The 17,232-nt window shown below is 43.7% G+C and carries 16 protein-coding genes; 10 read left to right on the top strand and 6 right to left on the bottom strand.

Going from position 1 to position 17,232, the window contains the following annotated elements; all coding sequences use genetic code 11:
• Window positions 1-109: 109 nt before the first annotated feature.
• Window positions 110-1,108: an oxidoreductase family protein gene (locus K5L93_RS16475; RefSeq protein ID WP_220720801.1), complete on the top strand. Its 999-nt coding sequence runs from the start codon at window positions 110-112 to the stop codon at window positions 1,106-1,108.
• The gene (locus tag K5L93_RS16470; protein WP_220720800.1) at window positions 1,101-2,078 is read left to right on the top strand and encodes a 3'(2'),5'-bisphosphate nucleotidase CysQ family protein; all 978 of its coding nucleotides are present in this window, start codon (window positions 1,101-1,103) and stop codon (window positions 2,076-2,078) included. Before K5L93_RS16475 ends, K5L93_RS16470 begins: the two co-directional genes overlap by 8 nt.
• A gap of 220 nt (window positions 2,079-2,298) precedes the next feature.
• Here the strand turns inward: K5L93_RS16470 and oppF are convergent, their stop codons facing one another.
• The 5 genes from oppF to K5L93_RS16445 all read right to left on the bottom strand — a co-directional run bounded on the left by oppF (window position 2,299) and on the right by K5L93_RS16445 (window position 7,846).
• The gene (gene oppF / locus K5L93_RS16465) at window positions 2,299-3,288 is read right to left on the bottom strand and encodes a murein tripeptide/oligopeptide ABC transporter ATP binding protein OppF (protein ID WP_220720799.1); all 990 of its coding nucleotides are present in this window, start codon (window positions 3,286-3,288) and stop codon (window positions 2,299-2,301) included.
• 1 nt (window position 3,289) lies between these two features.
• On the bottom strand, window positions 3,290-4,264 hold the full coding sequence (oppD, locus tag K5L93_RS16460) for an oligopeptide ABC transporter ATP-binding protein OppD (RefSeq protein WP_220720798.1): 975 nt from the start codon (window positions 4,262-4,264) through the stop codon (window positions 3,290-3,292).
• 15 nt (window positions 4,265-4,279) lie between these two features.
• Window positions 4,280-5,188 carry an oligopeptide ABC transporter permease OppC gene (oppC, locus tag K5L93_RS16455; RefSeq protein WP_220720797.1) on the bottom strand — a complete coding sequence of 303 codons (909 nt, stop codon included), beginning with the start codon at window positions 5,186-5,188 and terminating at the stop codon, window positions 4,280-4,282.
• Window positions 5,189-5,197: 9 nt separating this feature from the next.
• The gene (gene oppB, locus K5L93_RS16450; protein ID WP_220720796.1) at window positions 5,198-6,118 is read right to left on the bottom strand and encodes an oligopeptide ABC transporter permease OppB; all 921 of its coding nucleotides are present in this window, start codon (window positions 6,116-6,118) and stop codon (window positions 5,198-5,200) included.
• Window positions 6,119-6,217: 99 nt separating this feature from the next.
• Window positions 6,218-7,846, bottom strand: a complete 1,629-nt coding sequence (locus tag K5L93_RS16445) for an ABC transporter substrate-binding protein (RefSeq protein ID WP_220720795.1) — start codon at window positions 7,844-7,846, stop codon at window positions 6,218-6,220.
• 568 nt (window positions 7,847-8,414) lie between these two features.
• Between K5L93_RS16445 and adhE the strand changes: the two genes are divergently transcribed.
• Window positions 8,415-11,087 (top strand): bifunctional acetaldehyde-CoA/alcohol dehydrogenase, encoded by a 2,673-nt coding sequence (adhE, locus tag K5L93_RS16440; protein WP_220720794.1) that lies wholly within the window; start codon window positions 8,415-8,417, stop codon window positions 11,085-11,087.
• A 123-nt stretch (window positions 11,088-11,210) separates the two neighbouring features.
• The gene (locus K5L93_RS16435; RefSeq protein WP_220720793.1) at window positions 11,211-11,963 is read left to right on the top strand and encodes a DUF3108 domain-containing protein; all 753 of its coding nucleotides are present in this window, start codon (window positions 11,211-11,213) and stop codon (window positions 11,961-11,963) included.
• A 49-nt stretch (window positions 11,964-12,012) separates the two neighbouring features.
• On the opposite strand, the gene K5L93_RS16430 is transcribed toward K5L93_RS16435, so the two are convergent.
• Complete coding sequence (locus K5L93_RS16430; protein WP_220720792.1) at window positions 12,013-12,975, bottom strand: LysR substrate-binding domain-containing protein; 963 nt, start codon at window positions 12,973-12,975, stop codon at window positions 12,013-12,015.
• 95 nt (window positions 12,976-13,070) lie between these two features.
• On the opposite strand from K5L93_RS16430, the gene K5L93_RS16425 reads away from it, so the two are divergent.
• From K5L93_RS16425 to smrA, 6 genes are all read left to right on the top strand, one after another.
• Window positions 13,071-13,289, top strand: coding sequence for a DUF1127 domain-containing protein (locus K5L93_RS16425; protein ID WP_220720791.1), 219 nt, complete (start codon window positions 13,071-13,073; stop codon window positions 13,287-13,289).
• 373 nt (window positions 13,290-13,662) lie between these two features.
• Window positions 13,663-14,331 carry a PilZ domain-containing protein gene (locus K5L93_RS16420; RefSeq protein ID WP_220720790.1) on the top strand — a complete coding sequence of 223 codons (669 nt, stop codon included), beginning with the start codon at window positions 13,663-13,665 and terminating at the stop codon, window positions 14,329-14,331.
• Window positions 14,328-15,161, top strand: a complete 834-nt coding sequence (locus tag K5L93_RS16415; protein ID WP_220720789.1) for an SDR family oxidoreductase — start codon at window positions 14,328-14,330, stop codon at window positions 15,159-15,161. The genes K5L93_RS16420 and K5L93_RS16415 overlap by 4 nt, the downstream gene beginning before the upstream one ends.
• Before the next feature lie 327 nt (window positions 15,162-15,488).
• Window positions 15,489-16,364, top strand: coding sequence for a TraB/GumN family protein (locus tag K5L93_RS16410; protein ID WP_220720788.1), 876 nt, complete (start codon window positions 15,489-15,491; stop codon window positions 16,362-16,364).
• 68 nt (window positions 16,365-16,432) lie between these two features.
• A complete protein-coding gene (locus K5L93_RS16405; RefSeq protein ID WP_152779542.1) occupies window positions 16,433-16,576 on the top strand; it encodes a DUF3149 domain-containing protein in 144 nt (47 codons plus the stop codon).
• A gap of 72 nt (window positions 16,577-16,648) precedes the next feature.
• Window positions 16,649-17,224, top strand: a complete 576-nt coding sequence (gene smrA / locus K5L93_RS16400) for a DNA endonuclease SmrA (protein WP_220720787.1) — start codon at window positions 16,649-16,651, stop codon at window positions 17,222-17,224.
• Window positions 17,225-17,232: the final 8 nt, after the last annotated feature.

Genomic DNA, 17,232 nt, shown 5'->3' with positions numbered 1-17,232 from the left:
CAATAGCAATTTCGATAAGCCATCGCTACCCCAAAATATTAGCGAATAACTCGATATTGTCTTGCAGCTTGTCGTAACATAGCCTCTCAATCTAAACTGTAATATTTTAATGTTTTTAACTCATCAACAACAAGCAAAACTTAAGCAGCTAAATTCAGCAAGCTGTATTACTCAAGTAGACGCTATTCAGTCACTCTGGGGCGGATATGGCGAGCTACTTCGAGTGACATTTGAACACGGCGTTTACCCAAGCTTGGTGGTTAAAAACATACGTTTCCCTCAGCAAACTAAGCATCCTAGAGGATGGAACACCGCTCGCTCTCACCAACGTAAGGTTCACTCTTATCAAGTAGAGTTAGCCTGGTATCAACAGTTTGCCCAAGACTGTGACCAGCATTGCTATGTGCCACAGCTCATTGACTCAAGCCAACATAATGACCAACAAAGCATTATATTAGAAGATCTACATAGCTTGGGTTACAACCAAGTAAAACAACACATAGCGCTAGAGCAAGCGTTAGTTTGCGTACGTTGGCTCGCTTATTTTCATGCGCGCTTTATGCAACGCTCAGCGCCGACACTATGGCCGCAAGGGGGCTATTGGCATTTAGCCACCCGCCCCGATGAGCTTACCGCCATGGCCGAGTCCCCTCTTAAACAAGCGGCGTCGGCAATTGACCAATACTTACAATCAAGCAATTACACTTGCCTTATTCACGGAGACGCCAAGCTGGCTAACTTTTGCTTTAATCAAGCACTAAACCGCGTTGCCGCGGTAGATTTTCAATACGTTGGTAAAGGCTGTGGCATCCAAGACTTAGCCTTATTTATGGGTAGCTGTTTAAGTGAGCAACAATGCCTTGAACAGCAAGAAAATATTCTTGATTACTATTTTAAGATGCTTCGACAAGCTCTTGAACACTATGCTATTGCTGATGTTAACGTCATAAAACTGGAGCAGCAATGGCGTGATTTGTATCCTTTTGCTTGGGCAGACTTTGAGCGCTTTCTCGAAGGCTGGAGCCCTGGCCATTGGAAGTTAACGGCATATAGTGAGCAACAAACCCAGCTGGCACTCAATATTTTGGCAAAAAACACCAATGAATAAACTCAAGGTACACAGCCCATTTAGCTTAGCGGAAATGCAACAGTTTGTAGATATTGCCATTAATGCCGCCAAACAAGCTGGTAAATACATTGCCACATACCCAAGAGAGCAACTAAAGGTTGAGCATAAATCTGCGGCTCTAAGTTTAAGTGCTCAAGTAGTAACTCAGGTAGACAGACATTGCGAAGCAATAATTTTAAATACACTAAAACCGCTAACTAAACAGCACCAACTCGCAACTCTCGCCGAAGAAAACACCGAAGGCTTCAATTTAACTCAACATCCGCGTTGTAGCTGCAAAGCATTTTGGGCGATAGACCCATTAGATGGCACCCTCCCCTTTATCGAAGGCGGCGATGGTTGCGCTGTATCAATTGCTTTAGTGAATAAAGCCGGTCAAGCACTTCTGGGCGTATGCTACCTCCCCTTTAGTAACACGCTATATCACAGCTACTTTAATCCACAATCCCAGCAGTACCTTAGCGATAAACAGAACAATCTTAACCAGCCACTGGCTTTTAAACGTAACGATGCCACTCCATTACCCGGCCTAAACGCAAGCCCACTTAACTTTTACTGCGATAGAAGCAGCCTAAAACTCCCTTACTTTTTACAACTTAAACAACAACTAGAACAACTAGCCGAACACTTAGGTTATGCTGAGCTTAAAGTAATCAGTGAGGCCGGTGCGGTAGTAAACGCTTGCTCTGTTCTGGAACAACAACACGCCTTTTATCTAAAACTTACCAAACAAAGTGAAGGTGGTGGCAGTATTTGGGATTTTGCAGCCACTGCTTGCATAGCTAATGGCTGCAATGCTTGGGTGAGCGACAGCTACGGCCAAGCCTTAGAACTAAATAACCCAACTAGCAGCTTTATGAATCAAAAAGGCGTGCTGTATGCCAGCAATGCATGCTTAGCGAAGCAATTACTGGCTTTAGAGTTAAACCAACAATTTTGCGATATCTAAAATCGCCCAAGCAACCAAGTAGATACAACTTTCCAGCTTTTGGCCAGCTAGAAGGAGCCAAGTTAAGGGTGAATAAATTTATAACTAAGGCCATTTAACACCTAACGGTGCGAAAATGGATTGAGCAGAGAAGCCGGTGCTGCTTAGCTCTGCGCCGCACATTTACATTTTTGAAAAAAAAGCCAGACTATTGTCTGGCTTGTTAGTGGGTAAAAAACTCTTACACCGAGGTGTGTATACAACTTACCGAATGCTCGTCACTACCTGTTAACGCAGGCTTAGTTTTAGCACATTGCTCGGTAGCAATAGGACAACGGGTGCGGAATACACAGCCAGAGGGCGGGTTAATTGGCGAAGGTAAATCACCCTCTAGCAGTTCAATGGTTTTGCCGCGCTCTAAATCCGGATCGGGAATAGGCACTGCCGACATCAACGCTTTGGTATATGGGTGCGTGGGTTTATCAAACAGGGCCTTAGCCGTGCCTAATTCAACCGAGTTACCCAAGTACATTACCAGTACGCGGTCGGAGATGTGCTTAACTACCGAAAGGTCGTGAGCGATGAAAATAAGGCTTAAGCCCATTTCTGCTTGCAGCTCTTTAAGCAGATTAACCACCTGCGCCTGAATCGATACGTCTAGCGCCGATACAGGTTCATCACAAATAATCATCTTTGGCTCTAGGATTAACGCTCGGGCAATACCAATACGCTGACACTGCCCACCCGAGAATTCATGCGGATAACGGTTGATTACGTTTGGCAACAAGCCAACCCGCATCATCATTTTTTGCACTTTTTGTTTTACTTCGGCTTTGCTAAGCGCAGGGTAAAAAGTACGCAGTGGCTCGGCAATAATATCGCCTACCGTCATTCTTGGGTTTAGTGAAGCTAGCGGGTCTTGGAAGATCATTTGAATCTCTTTGCGTTTTTCGCGCAGATTCTTCTGATCAAGTTCGGTTAAGTCTTGCCCTAACCACACTACTTTGCCTGCTTCGGCTGGCACCAAACCAATCACCGCACGGGCAAAGGTAGATTTACCACAACCTGACTCCCCCACTACTCCCAAGGTTTCACCTTGGTAAAGCTTAAGCGACACGCCGTCTACCGCTTTTAAGGTGGCAGCAGGTGTCCATGGTAGGGCTTTGGCATTCTTAATTTTGAAATAGACTTTTAAATCCACTACATCTAGCAATAAGGCTTTATCACTCATCTTATTGGCCTCCGCTTAAGTGGAAATCATCGTGACAAGCACGCTGACGCTGATTAGCAAAAGTGCTTAGTTCAGGGCTTTGCTGGCGACAGTGTTCGCTCACTCTATGGCAACGTTCTTGGAACGGGCAGCCCGGTGGAAGCTTAAGTAAGTTAGGTGGATTACCCGGAATAGTCGGCAATATTTCACCCTCGGTATCCAAACGTGGGATCGCTTTTAACAAACCTTCGGTATACGGGTGACTAGGTTGGTAAAACACTTCTTTAGCGGTGCCATATTCCATGGTGCGGCCAGCGTACATAACCAACACTTTGTCACAGATACCGGCAACTACACCTAGATCGTGAGTAATCATAATAATAGCGGTATTAAACTCACTTTTAAGCTCGTTAAGCAAAGTCATGATTTGCGCTTGCACGGTTACATCTAAAGCAGTGGTTGGCTCGTCGGCAATTAATAGCTGCGGCTTACACAACAAGGCCATGGCAATCATTACTCGCTGGCGCATACCACCCGAGAACTCATGGGGGTACATGGCCATGCGCTTTTCAGCTTCTGGCATTTTAACAGCATCCAGCATACGCACGGCTTCAACATGAGCTTCACGATTGCTCATGCCCTTGTGTAAACGCAATACCTCTTTTAACTGCTCACCCACTTTCATGTAAGGGTTTAGCGAAGTCATGGGATCTTGGAAAATCATCGAGATTTTCTCGGCGCGTATGGCGTTTAACTGCTGCTCTGGCAAGTTAAGCACTTGCTGGCCGTTAAACAAAGCTTGGCCGCTAATAGTACCGTTTTTTGCCAGTAAGCCCATTAAGGCAAAAGCGGTTTGGCTTTTACCTGAGCCAGACTCACCAACAATACCTAAGGTTTGCCCAGCTTCCAGTGAAAAAGTTAAATCATTCACTGCGGTTACGCTGCCTTCGGGGGTAGAAAACTCTACGCGAAGGTCTTTAACATTTAATAAACTCATTACTCTGCCCCTGCCTTAGCGATCTTTTGGATCTAAGGCATCACGTAAACCGTCGCCTACATAGTTAAAACTAAACAAGGTAATTACCATAAATGCAGCTGGGTATAATAGCTGCCAAATGGCAATTTCCATGGTTTGCGAGCCGTCTTGCAACAAAGCACCCCACGAGGTCATTGGCTCTTGTACACCTAAACCTAAGAAGCTTAAAAACGATTCGGTAAGAATCATTTGTGGCACTAGCAGCGTGGCATATACCGCCACAATGCCTAATACATTAGGCACAATGTGGCGAGTAATTATTTTCCATTTGGATACCCCACACACTTCGGCAGCTTCAATAAACTCTTTGTTTTTAAGGCTTAAAGTTTGGCCACGAACAATACGCGCCATGTCTAACCAAGACACTGCGCCAATGGCAACAAACACCAAGAAAATATTGCGGCCAAAAAAGGTCACCAGCAAAATTACAAAGAACATGAATGGAATGCCGTAGAGGATCTCTAGCAAACGCATCATTACTCGATCTACTGTGCCGCCTAAAAAGCCAGAAGTAGCGCCATAAAGGGTACCAATAAGTACCGCGACAAAAGCGCCCATTACACCTACCAGCAACGAGATTTGTCCGCCCAATAAGGTACGAACAAACATATCTCGGCCTAACGAGTCGGTACCAAAGTAGTGGCCGCTTTCAATAGATGGTCCATGGTGCATGGCACCCCAGTCGGTATCGTCAAAGGCAAACTCACTAAGATGAGAGCCAAACATTACTAGCAAAGTAATGAATACTAAGATGGCTAGGCTTACCATAGCTGCACGGTTACGCATGAAACGCATACGCGCATCTTGCCACAAACTGCGGCCTTCAATTTCTAACTTATCTGCAAATTCACTAATAGCGTCGTTGTTTTGTTTGTTAACTAACATTGCAGCCTCCTAGTAGCGAATTTTGGGGTCGATGAAGGCATACAAGATGTCTACAATCGCGTTGAAAACAATGGTAAAAGTACCAATTAAAATGGTGAGACCTAATACTAAGGAGTAGTCGCGGTTAAGCGCTCCATTCACAAACAACTTACCAAAACCAGGCAAGCCAAAAATGGTCTCAATCACCACCGAGCCAGTAATAATGCCAACAAAAGCTGGGCCCATGTAAGACACTACTGGTAACAAAGCTGGGCGCAGCGCGTGGCGCACAATAATGTAACGATATGGCAAACCTTTGGCTTTAGCGGTACGGATAAAGTTAGAGCTTAATACTTCAATCATGCTACCGCGCATAATCCGCGCAAACGAGGCCACGTAAAGCAGTGACATACCCAACATAGGTAGAATAATGTATTGCCACTGCCCCCCGTTCCAGCCCCCTGCGGGTAACCATTGCAACTTAATTGCAAAGATATAAACCAAGGTGGGCGCTAACACAAAGGAGGGCATCACCACCCCGGCCATTGCCGTGGACATAATGCTAAAGTCCATCCAGGTGTTTTGTTTTAGTGCTGCCAGCGTGCCTACAGATACGCCCATCAACACTGTAAAGATAAAGGCAATAGAGCCGATTTTTGCTGACACCGGCAGGGCTTGCGCCACAAGTTCATTCACGGTGTAGTCTTTGTATTTAAATGATGGCCCAAGATCGCCTTGTGCCAAGTTGCCTAAGTAGGAGAGGTATTGCTCCAGTACTGGTTTATCCAAACCATACTTAGCCTCGATATTGGCTAATACTTCAGGCGGAAGTGAGCGCTCACCAGAGAATGGGCTTCCCGGGGCAAAACGCATCATAAAGAAGGTGATAGTAATCAATACCAATAGCGTAGGTATTGCCTCTAGCATTCGTTTTAAGATGAACTTAATCATTCGTTTTTCCAGCTTATGTTTATTGCTGTAATTGAATTAGCGTAGCTAACAACAAAATAAGGCACCTTAAGCATAAGGTGCCTTACAAAAGACCATCAACTATTTGGCAATAATGTATAGATCTTTAGTGTAAATTTTGTCTTCGGCGTTGTTCATTGGGTAGCCACCAACTGTTGGCTTAACCAAACGCGCATTTACGTAGTGGTAGATTGGAGCAAGCGGCATATCTTGAGCAAGTTGTGCTTCTGCTTGGCGGTAGTTATCGCCACGAACAGCATCATCAACCGCTGACATAGCGGCATTCATAAAGCCATCGTAAGCTGGGCTGTTGTAGAACTGATCGTTGTTACCATTATTGCTCTGCATTAACGATAGGAAGGTTGACGCTTCGTTGTAATCACCACACCAGCCGGCACGGGTTACATCGTAGTTACCGTTACGACGATTATCTAGGAAAGTTTTCCACTCTTGGTTCTCTAGGTTTACTTTAACACCAAGAGTTTTCTTCCACATAGAAGCTACTGCAATAGCGATTTTCTTGTGGTTTTCACTGGTGTTGTACAACAAGGTAAACTCTAGTGGCTTGTCTTTTCCGTAACCTACTTCGGCTAGCAGCTCAGCAGCTTTTGCATTACGCTCTTTTTGCGACCAAGTAGCGTAATCTGGCGTATCTACTTGTAGGCCAGCCACTTTTTGGTGTGCAAAGTTGTAAGCTGGTAGCTCACCTTTACCGACGATAAACTTAGCTACTGCGTCACGGTCAATAGCGTAAGACAAGGCTTTACGTACGCGAACATCATCAAATGGTGCTTTTTTGTTGTTAAAGCCGTAGTAGTAAGAACATAAGTAAGGCGTTACTTTTAACGAATCTGGCTGCTCTTTTTGCATGCGCTTAAAGTGCTCGTTAGCCATTTCGTAAGTCATGTCAATTTCGCCCGCTAGGAAGCGGTTCATATCAGTAACTTGGTTTTCAATCGGCAGGTAAGTCACTTTGTTGATAACAGTTTTGTCGTTATCCCAGTAGTTTTCGTTACGCTCCATAACGATTTTTTCATTCACTACCCATTCAGATACTTTGTAAGCACCGTTACCCACAAAGTTAGCTGGTAACGTCCACTTATCACCGAACTTTTCAACAGTAGCTTTGTGCACTGGCTTCAACGTAGTGTGCGAAGTCATCGCAACAAAGTATGGCAGCGCTTGCTCTAGTTTAATTTCTAAGGTGTAGTCATCAAGCGCTTTAACGGCTAATTCAGAGGCATCTTTCTTACCATTGATAATGTCTGCAGCATTTACCATGGTGGTCATTTCTAGATACCATGAGTATGGTGCTGCTGTTTTTGGATCAACCGCACGTTTGAAACTATATTCAAAGTCGTGAGCGGTTAACGCATCGCCATTTGACCATTTAGCATCCTTGCGAAGGTGAAATACGAAGGTAAGGTTGTCTTCAGTTTCCCAAGATTCTGCTACACCAGGCACTAAGTTTCCGTCGCCATCTTGATTAACTAAACCTTCAAGTAGCTCACGAATCACGTTAGATTCTGGCACGCCTTCGGTTTTGTGAGGGTCTAGGGAAGCAGGCTCGGTGCCATTACCACGCACCAACTCCTGTACTGGGGCTAGTTTAACGCCAGCTGGAACATCAGCAGCAAAAGAAGCAGTGGTGAAAGAACTCAGGATCGCAGCACTAACTAGGCTAGCAGCTAAAGTTTTAGCAGTTTTCATTTTCATCTCCATATTGACACAATTGGGCATAAACTAAGCCTTTGTGATATTTCCATTCACTTTACATGAATATTAAATCAGTACAATATTCTAACAAAATGCATATCAACGCCAGATGCTACACTCGAATCACAAAAACAACAAATAATAAGTTGCCTTTTGTGAGTAGCTGTTCCTGATTATTCTCAAGAATTATTAGGTTTTTATTGTGAATTCACTAGGTTAAGCTAGCATCTAAAAATTACATCAAAACTTAACGTTAACCTAGACAAGTTAACTGGAAAGCACAAATTTGATCGGAGTAGCAAAAATGGTAAAAAATTTACACTTTTTGCCTGAATACTGATTGATTCCGTAAAATTAGCCGAAAATATTTCGTGATTTTTTTACATTTGTAACTTAGCAACACATGATCTGGATCAAGTTGTACCACTAAAGGGCTACCTATAATCGCTGGTGAAAGTTAATTACTAAACCACTAGAACGGTGATTTACGGTCTATACTGAGGCGGTTTGAACAATCAGTGTTGGTTTACTAATTAGTTTTAGTTTAAATGAGGAGAACAGGATGCCTGTAGGTAATATTGATGAGTTAAACGCAATGGTTGCTCGAGTAAAGGCAGCGCAAGCTGAATTTGCATCTTACAGCCAAGAACAAGTGGACAAGATTTTCCGCGCTGCGTCACTCGCTGCTTCTACAGCACGTATTGAACTAGCTCGTATGGCGGCTGAAGAGTCTGGCATGGGCATAATGGAAGACAAAGTGATCAAAAACCACTTCGCTTCTGAGTTCATCTACAACAAATACAAAGATACTTTAACTTGTGGCGTTATCGAACGTAACGACGAAGGCGGTACTATTACTATCGCTGAGCCAGTAGGTATTGTTTGTGCCATCGTACCAACCACTAACCCAACTTCTACCGCTATCTTTAAAGCACTAATCAGCCTTAAAACGCGTAACGGTTGTATCTTCTCTCCACACCCACGTGCTAAAAACGCCACTAACTTTGCGGCTAAACTAGTACTTGATGCAGCTATCGCTGCTGGTGCGCCAAAAGACATTATTGGCTGGATTGATACTCCTTCTGTAGAACTATCTAACGCACTAATGAAGCACGACGACATCGCGCTAATTCTTGCTACTGGTGGTCCGGGTATGGTTAAAGCTGCTTACTCTTCAGGTAAGCCTGCAATTGGTGTTGGTGCGGGTAACACGCCAGTAGTAATTGACGAAACTGCCGACGTTAAACGTGCTGTTTCTTCTATTCTTATGTCTAAGACTTTTGATAACGGTGTTATCTGTGCTTCTGAGCAAGCAGCTATCATTGTTGAATCTAAGTACGACGAAGTAATTGCTCGTTTCGCTAAATACGGCGCAGCAGTACTAAGCAAAGCAGACGCTGATAAAGTACGTAAAGTACTTATGATTAACGGCGCGCTTAACGCTAAAATCGTTGGTCAACCAGCATACAAAATCGCTGAGCTAGCTGGTGTTACTGTACCAAAAGCCACTAAGATCTTAATTGGTGAAGGCCTAGAAGCATCTTACGATGACGAGTTCTCACACGAGAAACTATCTCCAACCCTAGGTGTTTACAAAGCGAAAGACTTTGAAGACGCTGTTCGCCAAGCTGGTATCGTATTAGACATCGGTGGTGTTGGTCACACGTCTGTGCTTTACACAGACCAAGACGCAAACGCTGACCGTATCGCTTACTTTGGCGACAAAATGAAGACTGCACGTATTCTTATTAATACGCCTTCTTCACACGGTGGTATTGGTGACCTATACAACTTCGAACTAGCACCTTCTCTAACGCTAGGTTGTGGTTCTTGGGGTGGTAACGCGATTTCTGAAAACGTGGGTCCAAAACACCTTATCAATAAGAAAATTGTTGCGAAGCGAGCTGAGAACATGTTGTGGCATAAACTACCTAAGTCAATCTACTTCCGTCGTGGTTCATTACCAATCGCTATGGACGACCTTGATGGCAAGAAACGTGCGATGGTTGTTACCGATAACTTCTTGTTCAACAACGGTTACATCGACGACCTACGCGCCATCCTAAAAGACAAAGGCATGGAAGTGGAAGTATTCCACGACGTAGAAGCTGATCCTACTCTGTCTATCGTTAAGAAAGGCGCAGAAGCTTGTCATAACTACCAGCCAGACGTAATTCTTGCTGTTGGTGGTGGTTCACCAATGGATGCTGCGAAGATCATGTGGGTAATGTACGAGCACCCAGAAACTGACTTCGAAGACCTATCAATGCGCTTTATGGACATCCGTAAACGTATTTACAAGTTCCCTAAAATGGGTTCAAAAGCTGAATTAGTATGTATTACTACTACTTCAGGTACTGGTTCTGAAGTTACACCTTTCGCTGTTGTAACCGACGATACTACTGGTCAAAAATACCCACTAGCTGATTACGAACTAACACCTAACATGGCTGTTGTTGATGCTAACCTAGTAATGGATATGCCTAAGTCACTATGTGCCTTCGGTGGTTACGATGCGGTTACTCACGCTATGGAAGCTTACGTTTCTGTGCTAGCTAACGAATACTCAGACGGTCAGGCTCTGCAAGCACTTAAGATGCTTAAAGAATACTTACCAAGCTCTTACCAAAACGGTAAAGCTGATCCAGTAGCTCGTGAGAAAGTTCACAATGCTGCAACTATTGCTGGTATCGCGTTTGCTAACTCTTTCCTAGGTGTGTGTCACTCAATGGCTCACAAACTAGGAGCAGAGTTCCACGTACCACACGGTTTAGCTAACGCATTATTGCTAACTAACGTAATTCGTTACAACGCAACTAACACGCCAACTAAACAAACTGCGTTCTCTCAGTACGACCGTCCTAAGGCACGTGCTCGTTACGCAGAAGTTGCTGAGCACTTAGGTTTCCGTGAAGGTAATACCGAGGCTAAGTTAAACGCACTTCTAACTTGGTTAGACGAGTTGAAAGTTGAATTGAACATTCCTCTATCTATTAAAGATGCAGGCGTGAACGAAGCAGACTTCCTAGCTAAAGTTGATGAGTTAGCGGTAGACGCGTTTGATGACCAATGTACTGGTGCAAACCCACGTTACCCACTAATTGCTGAATTGAAACAAGTTCTACTTGATTCTTACTACGGTCGCCCATACACCGAAGCAGCAGATAGTGCAGACACTGAAGCTCAAAAAGCTAAAAAACCAGCTGCTAAAAAAACGACTAAAGCAAAAGCTTAATCACTAAACAGCACTGAATACTAAGGCTCCGTTTACGGAGCCTTTTTTTTATTTTCATTTTCGCGCTAAGCTTTGTCATACTATGGCAGCTATAATTAGGTGAAGATGTTTGGGGTTAATGTTATGTCGTTATCAAAAGCTATAGCACTTTCAGCTTTGCTAGTTGCCACCACCAGTATTGCTGAAGTACTGCCCTTTGAGGCCGAGTACCGTGCAAATTTTAAAGGTATACCTATTGCCAAAGGCTATCGCCAACTGATTGATTTAGGTAACGATACTTTTCAGATTAAAAGCATAGGCACAGCTCTCGCCGGCGGCTTAAAGTACGACGATACCTCCCGCTTTACCTATCACCAGAAAAACGTAAAAACCTTAGGATTTGTGCACACACAAAGTAGCTTTTTCTCCACTACACGGGTTACTGGACACCCAGACCGTAAAGGCGGTCTAATCGTTGACATTGATGGTGAAAGACACCATTTTGAAGCACCGGATAACGTGCACCAGTTAATGGATGCCGCAGGCTTTTCCGTACAACTGCAAAATGACTTAAAAAAAGGCTTAAGAGAATTAGATTATCACTACAATGTTATTGATGAAGTTGATAACTACAAATTTACCGTTGTTGGCGAAGAAACTATAGAAACTATGCTTGGCAGTTTTGAAGCATTAAAGGTGGAACAAAAAAAACGAGAAGGCCGCAGCACTTGGCTTTGGTTAGCCCCTGAATTAGATTATCACTTGGTAAAAGCAGAAATTATCCGCAATGGTAAAAGCTGGGCCACCTTAGAAGCCACCCGAATAGATATTGTTGAGCCAGATAAGCCAATGTTAGCTAAGCAACCGCCTAAGAACCAAATAAAACTTAGCAACTAAGCAACTCAGACCACTAAAGCCCTTGTTTACGCATAGGGCTTTTTTGCTTTCAGCACTTAAGTTCAGCCTTTTTAAGTGGTGCTTCAACTATTGTACTAGCGCTGCGCTGTGACTCACTCTCTAACCAAAACTGCTGAGCTTGCTGATTAATCCACTCACTAAATTGCTTTATTTTCTCTCGTTTAAAATAAGGTTGAGGGGCAACCAAGTAATAACGATATCGAGGTTTTACTTCTACATCGCCTAACTTAACCAGTAAACCTTGTTGGAGATACTTCCAGGCTAAGCTGTGCCTCACCAATGCTATCCCCTGCACCGCTAAGGCTCCTTCAATCACTACATGAGCTCCTTGATACAATAAGTTAGCTTTAGGCACACTTGAATTAAAACCAGCCAACTCTAGCCAATATTGCCAGTTCATATCGGGCCTCGCGTCGTCAATGAGAGTGTGCTTACTTAAATCATTTAAACACACCTCTGGATGTTGCTCTAAATACAATGGATGACAAACTGGATAGAGATGATCATCCATTAGCTTAGCGGCATGTAAACCTGGGTAATCCCCCAAACCATAACGCACACATAAATCGACCCTATCTTGGCGAAAGTCTATCAAACTATTTTTTGGCATTAGCATTACCGATAGATTTGGGTGTAGCTGGCTAAACTCACCTAAACGAGGCACTAGCCAATGCTGGGCAAAAGACGGCAGAACCGACAACGACATACTGTTAGGGTCAGGATCAAGGCTTACTTGGCGAACGCCGTCCTGTAGGGTTCTAAATGCTTGTTTAGCGTAATGATGCAAGGTTTCACCCTCAGCGGTTAACACTACTCTACGATGCTGACGCTCAAACAGCTGTACATCTATTCTCTCTTCTAGCTGACGGATCTGCTGGCTCATAGCCGCGGCACTTACAAATAACTTTTCTGCAGCTGCTTTAAAGCTGCCCATCTCTGCAGCCAAGTAGAAGTAATAAAGCCCTTGCAAGGGCGGCATTCGCTCACTCACTTAAGTTTTCCTTAACTAAGAGTCAATTTAAGTCGTTTGTCAGTGAATCCCAATATAGCGTACTTTTTAATCGTCAGCAGCAAAGGAGTTTAGAGATGAACATTATCAGCCATACAAAAGCAGACCCGCAACGCCAAGGTTTAACTTCAATTAAACTAAACCTAAGGCTTATCATTGGAAAAATAGATGCTCTACTGTTACGCCGCAAAACCCGTCGCGAGTTAGCTAAGCTTCCCGACTATTTGCTAAAAGACATTGGGGTGAGTAGAGTAGATGCGTTACGCGAGGCCGAGAAATCATTTTGGCAGTCTTAGTGCCACTTAAACCGTTCAATAGGGGTGTATTGCCAAAGCTTGACTAGCCGTAGCTTTAAATTGTTAGCGCAATTTGAAGCAAGCAATACCCCCTATTCTAAGCTCGCGCTAACTATTCTTTTTAATGACGAATAGTTTACTTACTAACTACGCTAAAAACCTTTCTAGCCACTACTAATACTAAGGTGTTGATGTAGCAAAGCTTTATCTAGGCCTTTCAACTATTGACTTTTAAAATAATAAAACTTGTTCACTCCAATCAATTTTCAAGATGTTTTTTTGACAATTAATCCGCTAGAATCTGCGAAACTGATCACATATCGAAGTGGTCAAACCGGAATCACCGCACCAACGGATTTGAAGTTTTACCTTTATGGATCAAGTACAGTTTCACAAAGTGCCGCCAAACTGCGGAATTAGTCTTAGTATTACCACCCGCTTTAAAAAGGCCGCTGACTATAAAGGCTACTGGATAGGCGTAGACAAAAAGAGCTACATTATTTGCCGTCTTAATGGTGCCGACTCCAGCACTGGCATCAACCTTATTAGTGAAGGCTGTGAAGTAAATGCTCGCTTTCACTGGGACGGTAAACTCATCGCCTTCCGCTCTGAAATTGTGGCTCTAATTAATGAACCTGCGCGTTGGATGATTTTACAATATCCACAAAACGTTATGTCTATGCCGCTGCGTAAATATGACCGTTATGAGTGTTATCAGCCAGCAACCTTACACCTTGATTCAAAACACGTGTTGCGTGGAGTATTAAAAGATATCTCTGAACGTGGTTGCAAGTTTGTGCCAAGCGCCGCCAACAAGTTCAACATTAGTGTATTAAAAGACAAAAATTTACAACTACAAACCCGCTTTCCTAAGCGCGATGAGCCAGTGATTCTTACCTGCCAAGTCAAAAATACCCCTAACGAGCGAAATGAATTTGCACTGGGCTGTCAATTTGTTCAAGATTACGAGCTTGTTAATCAGCAAATTGAATATCAACTTGTTGATAAAGCCTACGAAAAGAAAATACAGGGCATTGCTTGAGCAAACCAATCAATAGCATTTTAATCACTGGGTGTAGTAGCGGCATTGGCCTTTATTGCGCTCAAGAGTTACAACAGCGCGGCTACACTGTTATCGCCTCTTGCCGTAAAGCTGAGGATGTGAAAACACTACAAACAAGTGGCTTGCTATGTGTTGTATTGGATTTAGATAACCAAAGTTCTATTGAACAAGGCTGGCAACAAGCCCTAACCTTGGCTAATGGTAAAATAGATGCTTTGTTTAACAATGGTGCCTATGGCCAACCCGGCGCGCTGGAAGATCTGCCCACCCAAGCACTACGCCAACAGTTTGAAACCAATCTATTTGGCTGGCACCACTTAAGCCGCTTAGCCGTAGCTCATATGTTACAGCAGCAACACGGGCGAATTATTCAAAACAGTTCAGTACTTGGCTTGGTGGCGATGAAGTACCGCGGAGCCTACAACGCCAGTAAATTCGCACTAGAAGGCTACACCGATACCCTACGTTTAGAATTAGCCAATACCCCGTTACATGTTTCGCTCATTGAACCAGGCCCTATTACCAGCTTGTTTAGGCAAAATGCTAAAGCCGCCTTTGAACAAAACATTGATGCCAACAATACTCGCCACCAAAACGCTTACCAGAAAACGCTAGAACGCTTAGAGCAACAAGGCCCAAGCAGTAAATTTACGCTACCCGCTAGCGCGGTGTATAAAGCACTGTTGCACGCACTGGAACAACCAACACCTAAAGCGCGTTACTACGTTACCTTCCCTACCCACTTGTTTGCTTGGCTTCGTCGAATATTACCGGTTTCATTGCTCGATAATATCCTTAAAAAAAGCTAAAGCCAGGGGCTGTTGAACTTTCACGGTTAAATTTTGTTCGAGGAAAATCGTTTTAGGCGCAGCAAGGCTTGTGTAGCCTAGCATTCTAGGTAAATACGCCTTAACAAAGCATAAAACGATTTTAACCGAACCCTTCGGGCAGGGTTTGTGGCTTATTTATCCTACGTTATCAGCTTCTCATTTAGGCTAGCTACACTTTAAAGCCTCTGCCTTGTATAAATAAGCCACAAATTGCTGCATAAGTCAGCTCGAAAGGTCAGCAGTCCCTTGTCACCACTTAAGCGACTCATGCTAAAGTAGTTTTCTGTTCCTAAACATGGATAAACTATGAAACCTTGGCTTAATCGCTTAAGCACTTTATTGCTGCTGTTCTCTAGCAGCCAAATAACTGCAGAACCCTCTCTTTGGCTAGCCAGTAAAGATCAGCAACAACTCTACTTGTTTGGCTCTATTCATCTAGGTAGCGAAGCATTTTATCCCTTGCCTAAGCCCTTTATTGAAGCCTTTGAGCGCAGCGAGCGCCTGGTGGTAGAAATGGACCTATCGTCTGTTTCCAGCAGCGACCAAAAGCTATTGCAGCACGTTAGCCAATTGCCGGGCGGTGAGAAATTAGCGGACAAAATAAGTGCTGATTATTTAGACCAACTTAAGCAACGCAGCCAACAGCTTGGGATCTCACCTACTATTTTCGAAAACATGCAGCCCTGGTATGTAGCAGTGGTACTTAGCCAGTTGCAAATGCAAGCCCTCGGCTTTGAGCCTGAATTAGGGCTTGATCTACATTTCATTCAGCGGGCGCAACAAAGCCAGCTTTCGGTTCATCAATTAGAAAGCTTTGCCGATCAAATAGAAGCTTTAAGCAGCCTAGCCAGTATTCAAGTACCTTTGTTGGAGCAAACCTTGGATGACTTTGAGCAAGTACCAAGCTTATTCAATCAACTGGTAAGCCACTGGAATAATGGTGAAAACCAAAAGCTACTGGCTTTACTTAACGATGATCCAATGTTCCAACACGATGCCGAATACGTATTGGATAAGTTGCTATTTGAGCGCAACCACAAATGGATGCAACAACTAACTAGCTTAAGCAATACCAGCTTTGTAGTTGTTGGTGCAATGCACTTGTACGGAGAACAAGGTTTGCTCGATGAGCTAAAAAAGCTGGGTTACTCAATCCGTGAAGTTGATCCGGCGACAAATTGACCAACATCAATTTGACCTTTCCTTGAGCAAATTATGCTGATTACTCCTACTTAAAAGGAGTATTAGCAATGGAACTTTGGTTAGACTTACTCTTTGGTAATAGCATTGGATTAATGTCGGTGACGGTGATTGCCACCACCATTGCTTTGATGGGATTTTATACATTTTATTTCTTGAAAAAAATCCGCCAAAGCGACCCTCAGCAAAAATAAGCTTACGCAGCGGTTGCACCGCTGTCTGCTCTCATCTATAAAGAAGGAACTTCGTTGTTCAGGAGTTCTTTTATGTCTGATGAATTTGATCTGTTCCAGCAGGAAGTGGCTGGAATAAAACCCTTAAAGCAAGATGCGGTAGTATCAGCTGGCGACAGCCTTAACGAAGCTGCCAAAAAAGCTAGGCAAAAAGCAGCTGCAGAGCACCTTGCTACATCTCAAGATTATCTTTCTTTAGAGAATGTTACCTTACTGCACCCCGACGATGTGGTGTCTTTCAAAAAGTCAGGCTTACAACAAGGCGTGTTTAAAAAACTACGCTTAGGCAAATATGAAATTCAAGCCAAATTGGACTTACATAAATTTCGCTTAGAAAAAGCCCGCAGCGAAATAATTAGTTTTATTAAGCAATGCCAAAAACTCAATATCCGTAGTGCATTAATAATTCCGGGTAAAGGCCATAACAGTGACCCACCAGCACTACTAAAAAGCTATGTGAGCCAGTGGTTACCACAAATAGACGCGGTGTTGGCCATTCACAGCGCCCAAACGATGCACGGTGGTACTGGCGCCATTTACGTACTACTCAAAAAAAGTGAGTTACAAAAACTCGATAACCGTGAGCGTCATGCTCGCCGTTTAGCCTAAGCTAGGAA

Source organism: Agarivorans litoreus (genome assembly GCF_019649015.1).
GTDB classification, from domain to species: Bacteria; Pseudomonadota; Gammaproteobacteria; order Enterobacterales; family Celerinatantimonadaceae; genus Agarivorans; species Agarivorans litoreus.
Note: the sequence above shows the minus strand (reverse complement) of the source record. Positions and strands in the feature narration are given on the sequence as shown.

Coding starts and splice junctions, on each gene's coding strand:
- K5L93_RS16475 (WP_220720801.1), top strand. CDS start 110: ATGTTTTTAACTCATCAACAACAAGCAAAACTTAAGCAGCTAAATTCA.
- K5L93_RS16470 (WP_220720800.1), top strand. CDS start 1,101: ATGAATAAACTCAAGGTACACAGCCCATTTAGCTTAGCGGAAATGCAA.
- oppF (WP_220720799.1), bottom strand. CDS start 3,288: ATGAGTGATAAAGCCTTATTGCTAGATGTAGTGGATTTAAAAGTCTAT.
- oppD (WP_220720798.1), bottom strand. CDS start 4,264: ATGAGTTTATTAAATGTTAAAGACCTTCGCGTAGAGTTTTCTACCCCC.
- oppC (WP_220720797.1), bottom strand. CDS start 5,188: ATGTTAGTTAACAAACAAAACAACGACGCTATTAGTGAATTTGCAGAT.
- oppB (WP_220720796.1), bottom strand. CDS start 6,118: ATGATTAAGTTCATCTTAAAACGAATGCTAGAGGCAATACCTACGCTA.
- K5L93_RS16445 (WP_220720795.1), bottom strand. CDS start 7,846: ATGAAAACTGCTAAAACTTTAGCTGCTAGCCTAGTTAGTGCTGCGATC.
- adhE (WP_220720794.1), top strand. CDS start 8,415: ATGCCTGTAGGTAATATTGATGAGTTAAACGCAATGGTTGCTCGAGTA.
- K5L93_RS16435 (WP_220720793.1), top strand. CDS start 11,211: ATGTCGTTATCAAAAGCTATAGCACTTTCAGCTTTGCTAGTTGCCACC.
- K5L93_RS16425 (WP_220720791.1), top strand. CDS start 13,071: ATGAACATTATCAGCCATACAAAAGCAGACCCGCAACGCCAAGGTTTA.
- K5L93_RS16420 (WP_220720790.1), top strand. CDS start 13,663: ATGGATCAAGTACAGTTTCACAAAGTGCCGCCAAACTGCGGAATTAGT.
- K5L93_RS16410 (WP_220720788.1), top strand. CDS start 15,489: ATGAAACCTTGGCTTAATCGCTTAAGCACTTTATTGCTGCTGTTCTCT.
- K5L93_RS16405 (WP_152779542.1), top strand. CDS start 16,433: ATGGAACTTTGGTTAGACTTACTCTTTGGTAATAGCATTGGATTAATG.
- smrA (WP_220720787.1), top strand. CDS start 16,649: ATGTCTGATGAATTTGATCTGTTCCAGCAGGAAGTGGCTGGAATAAAA.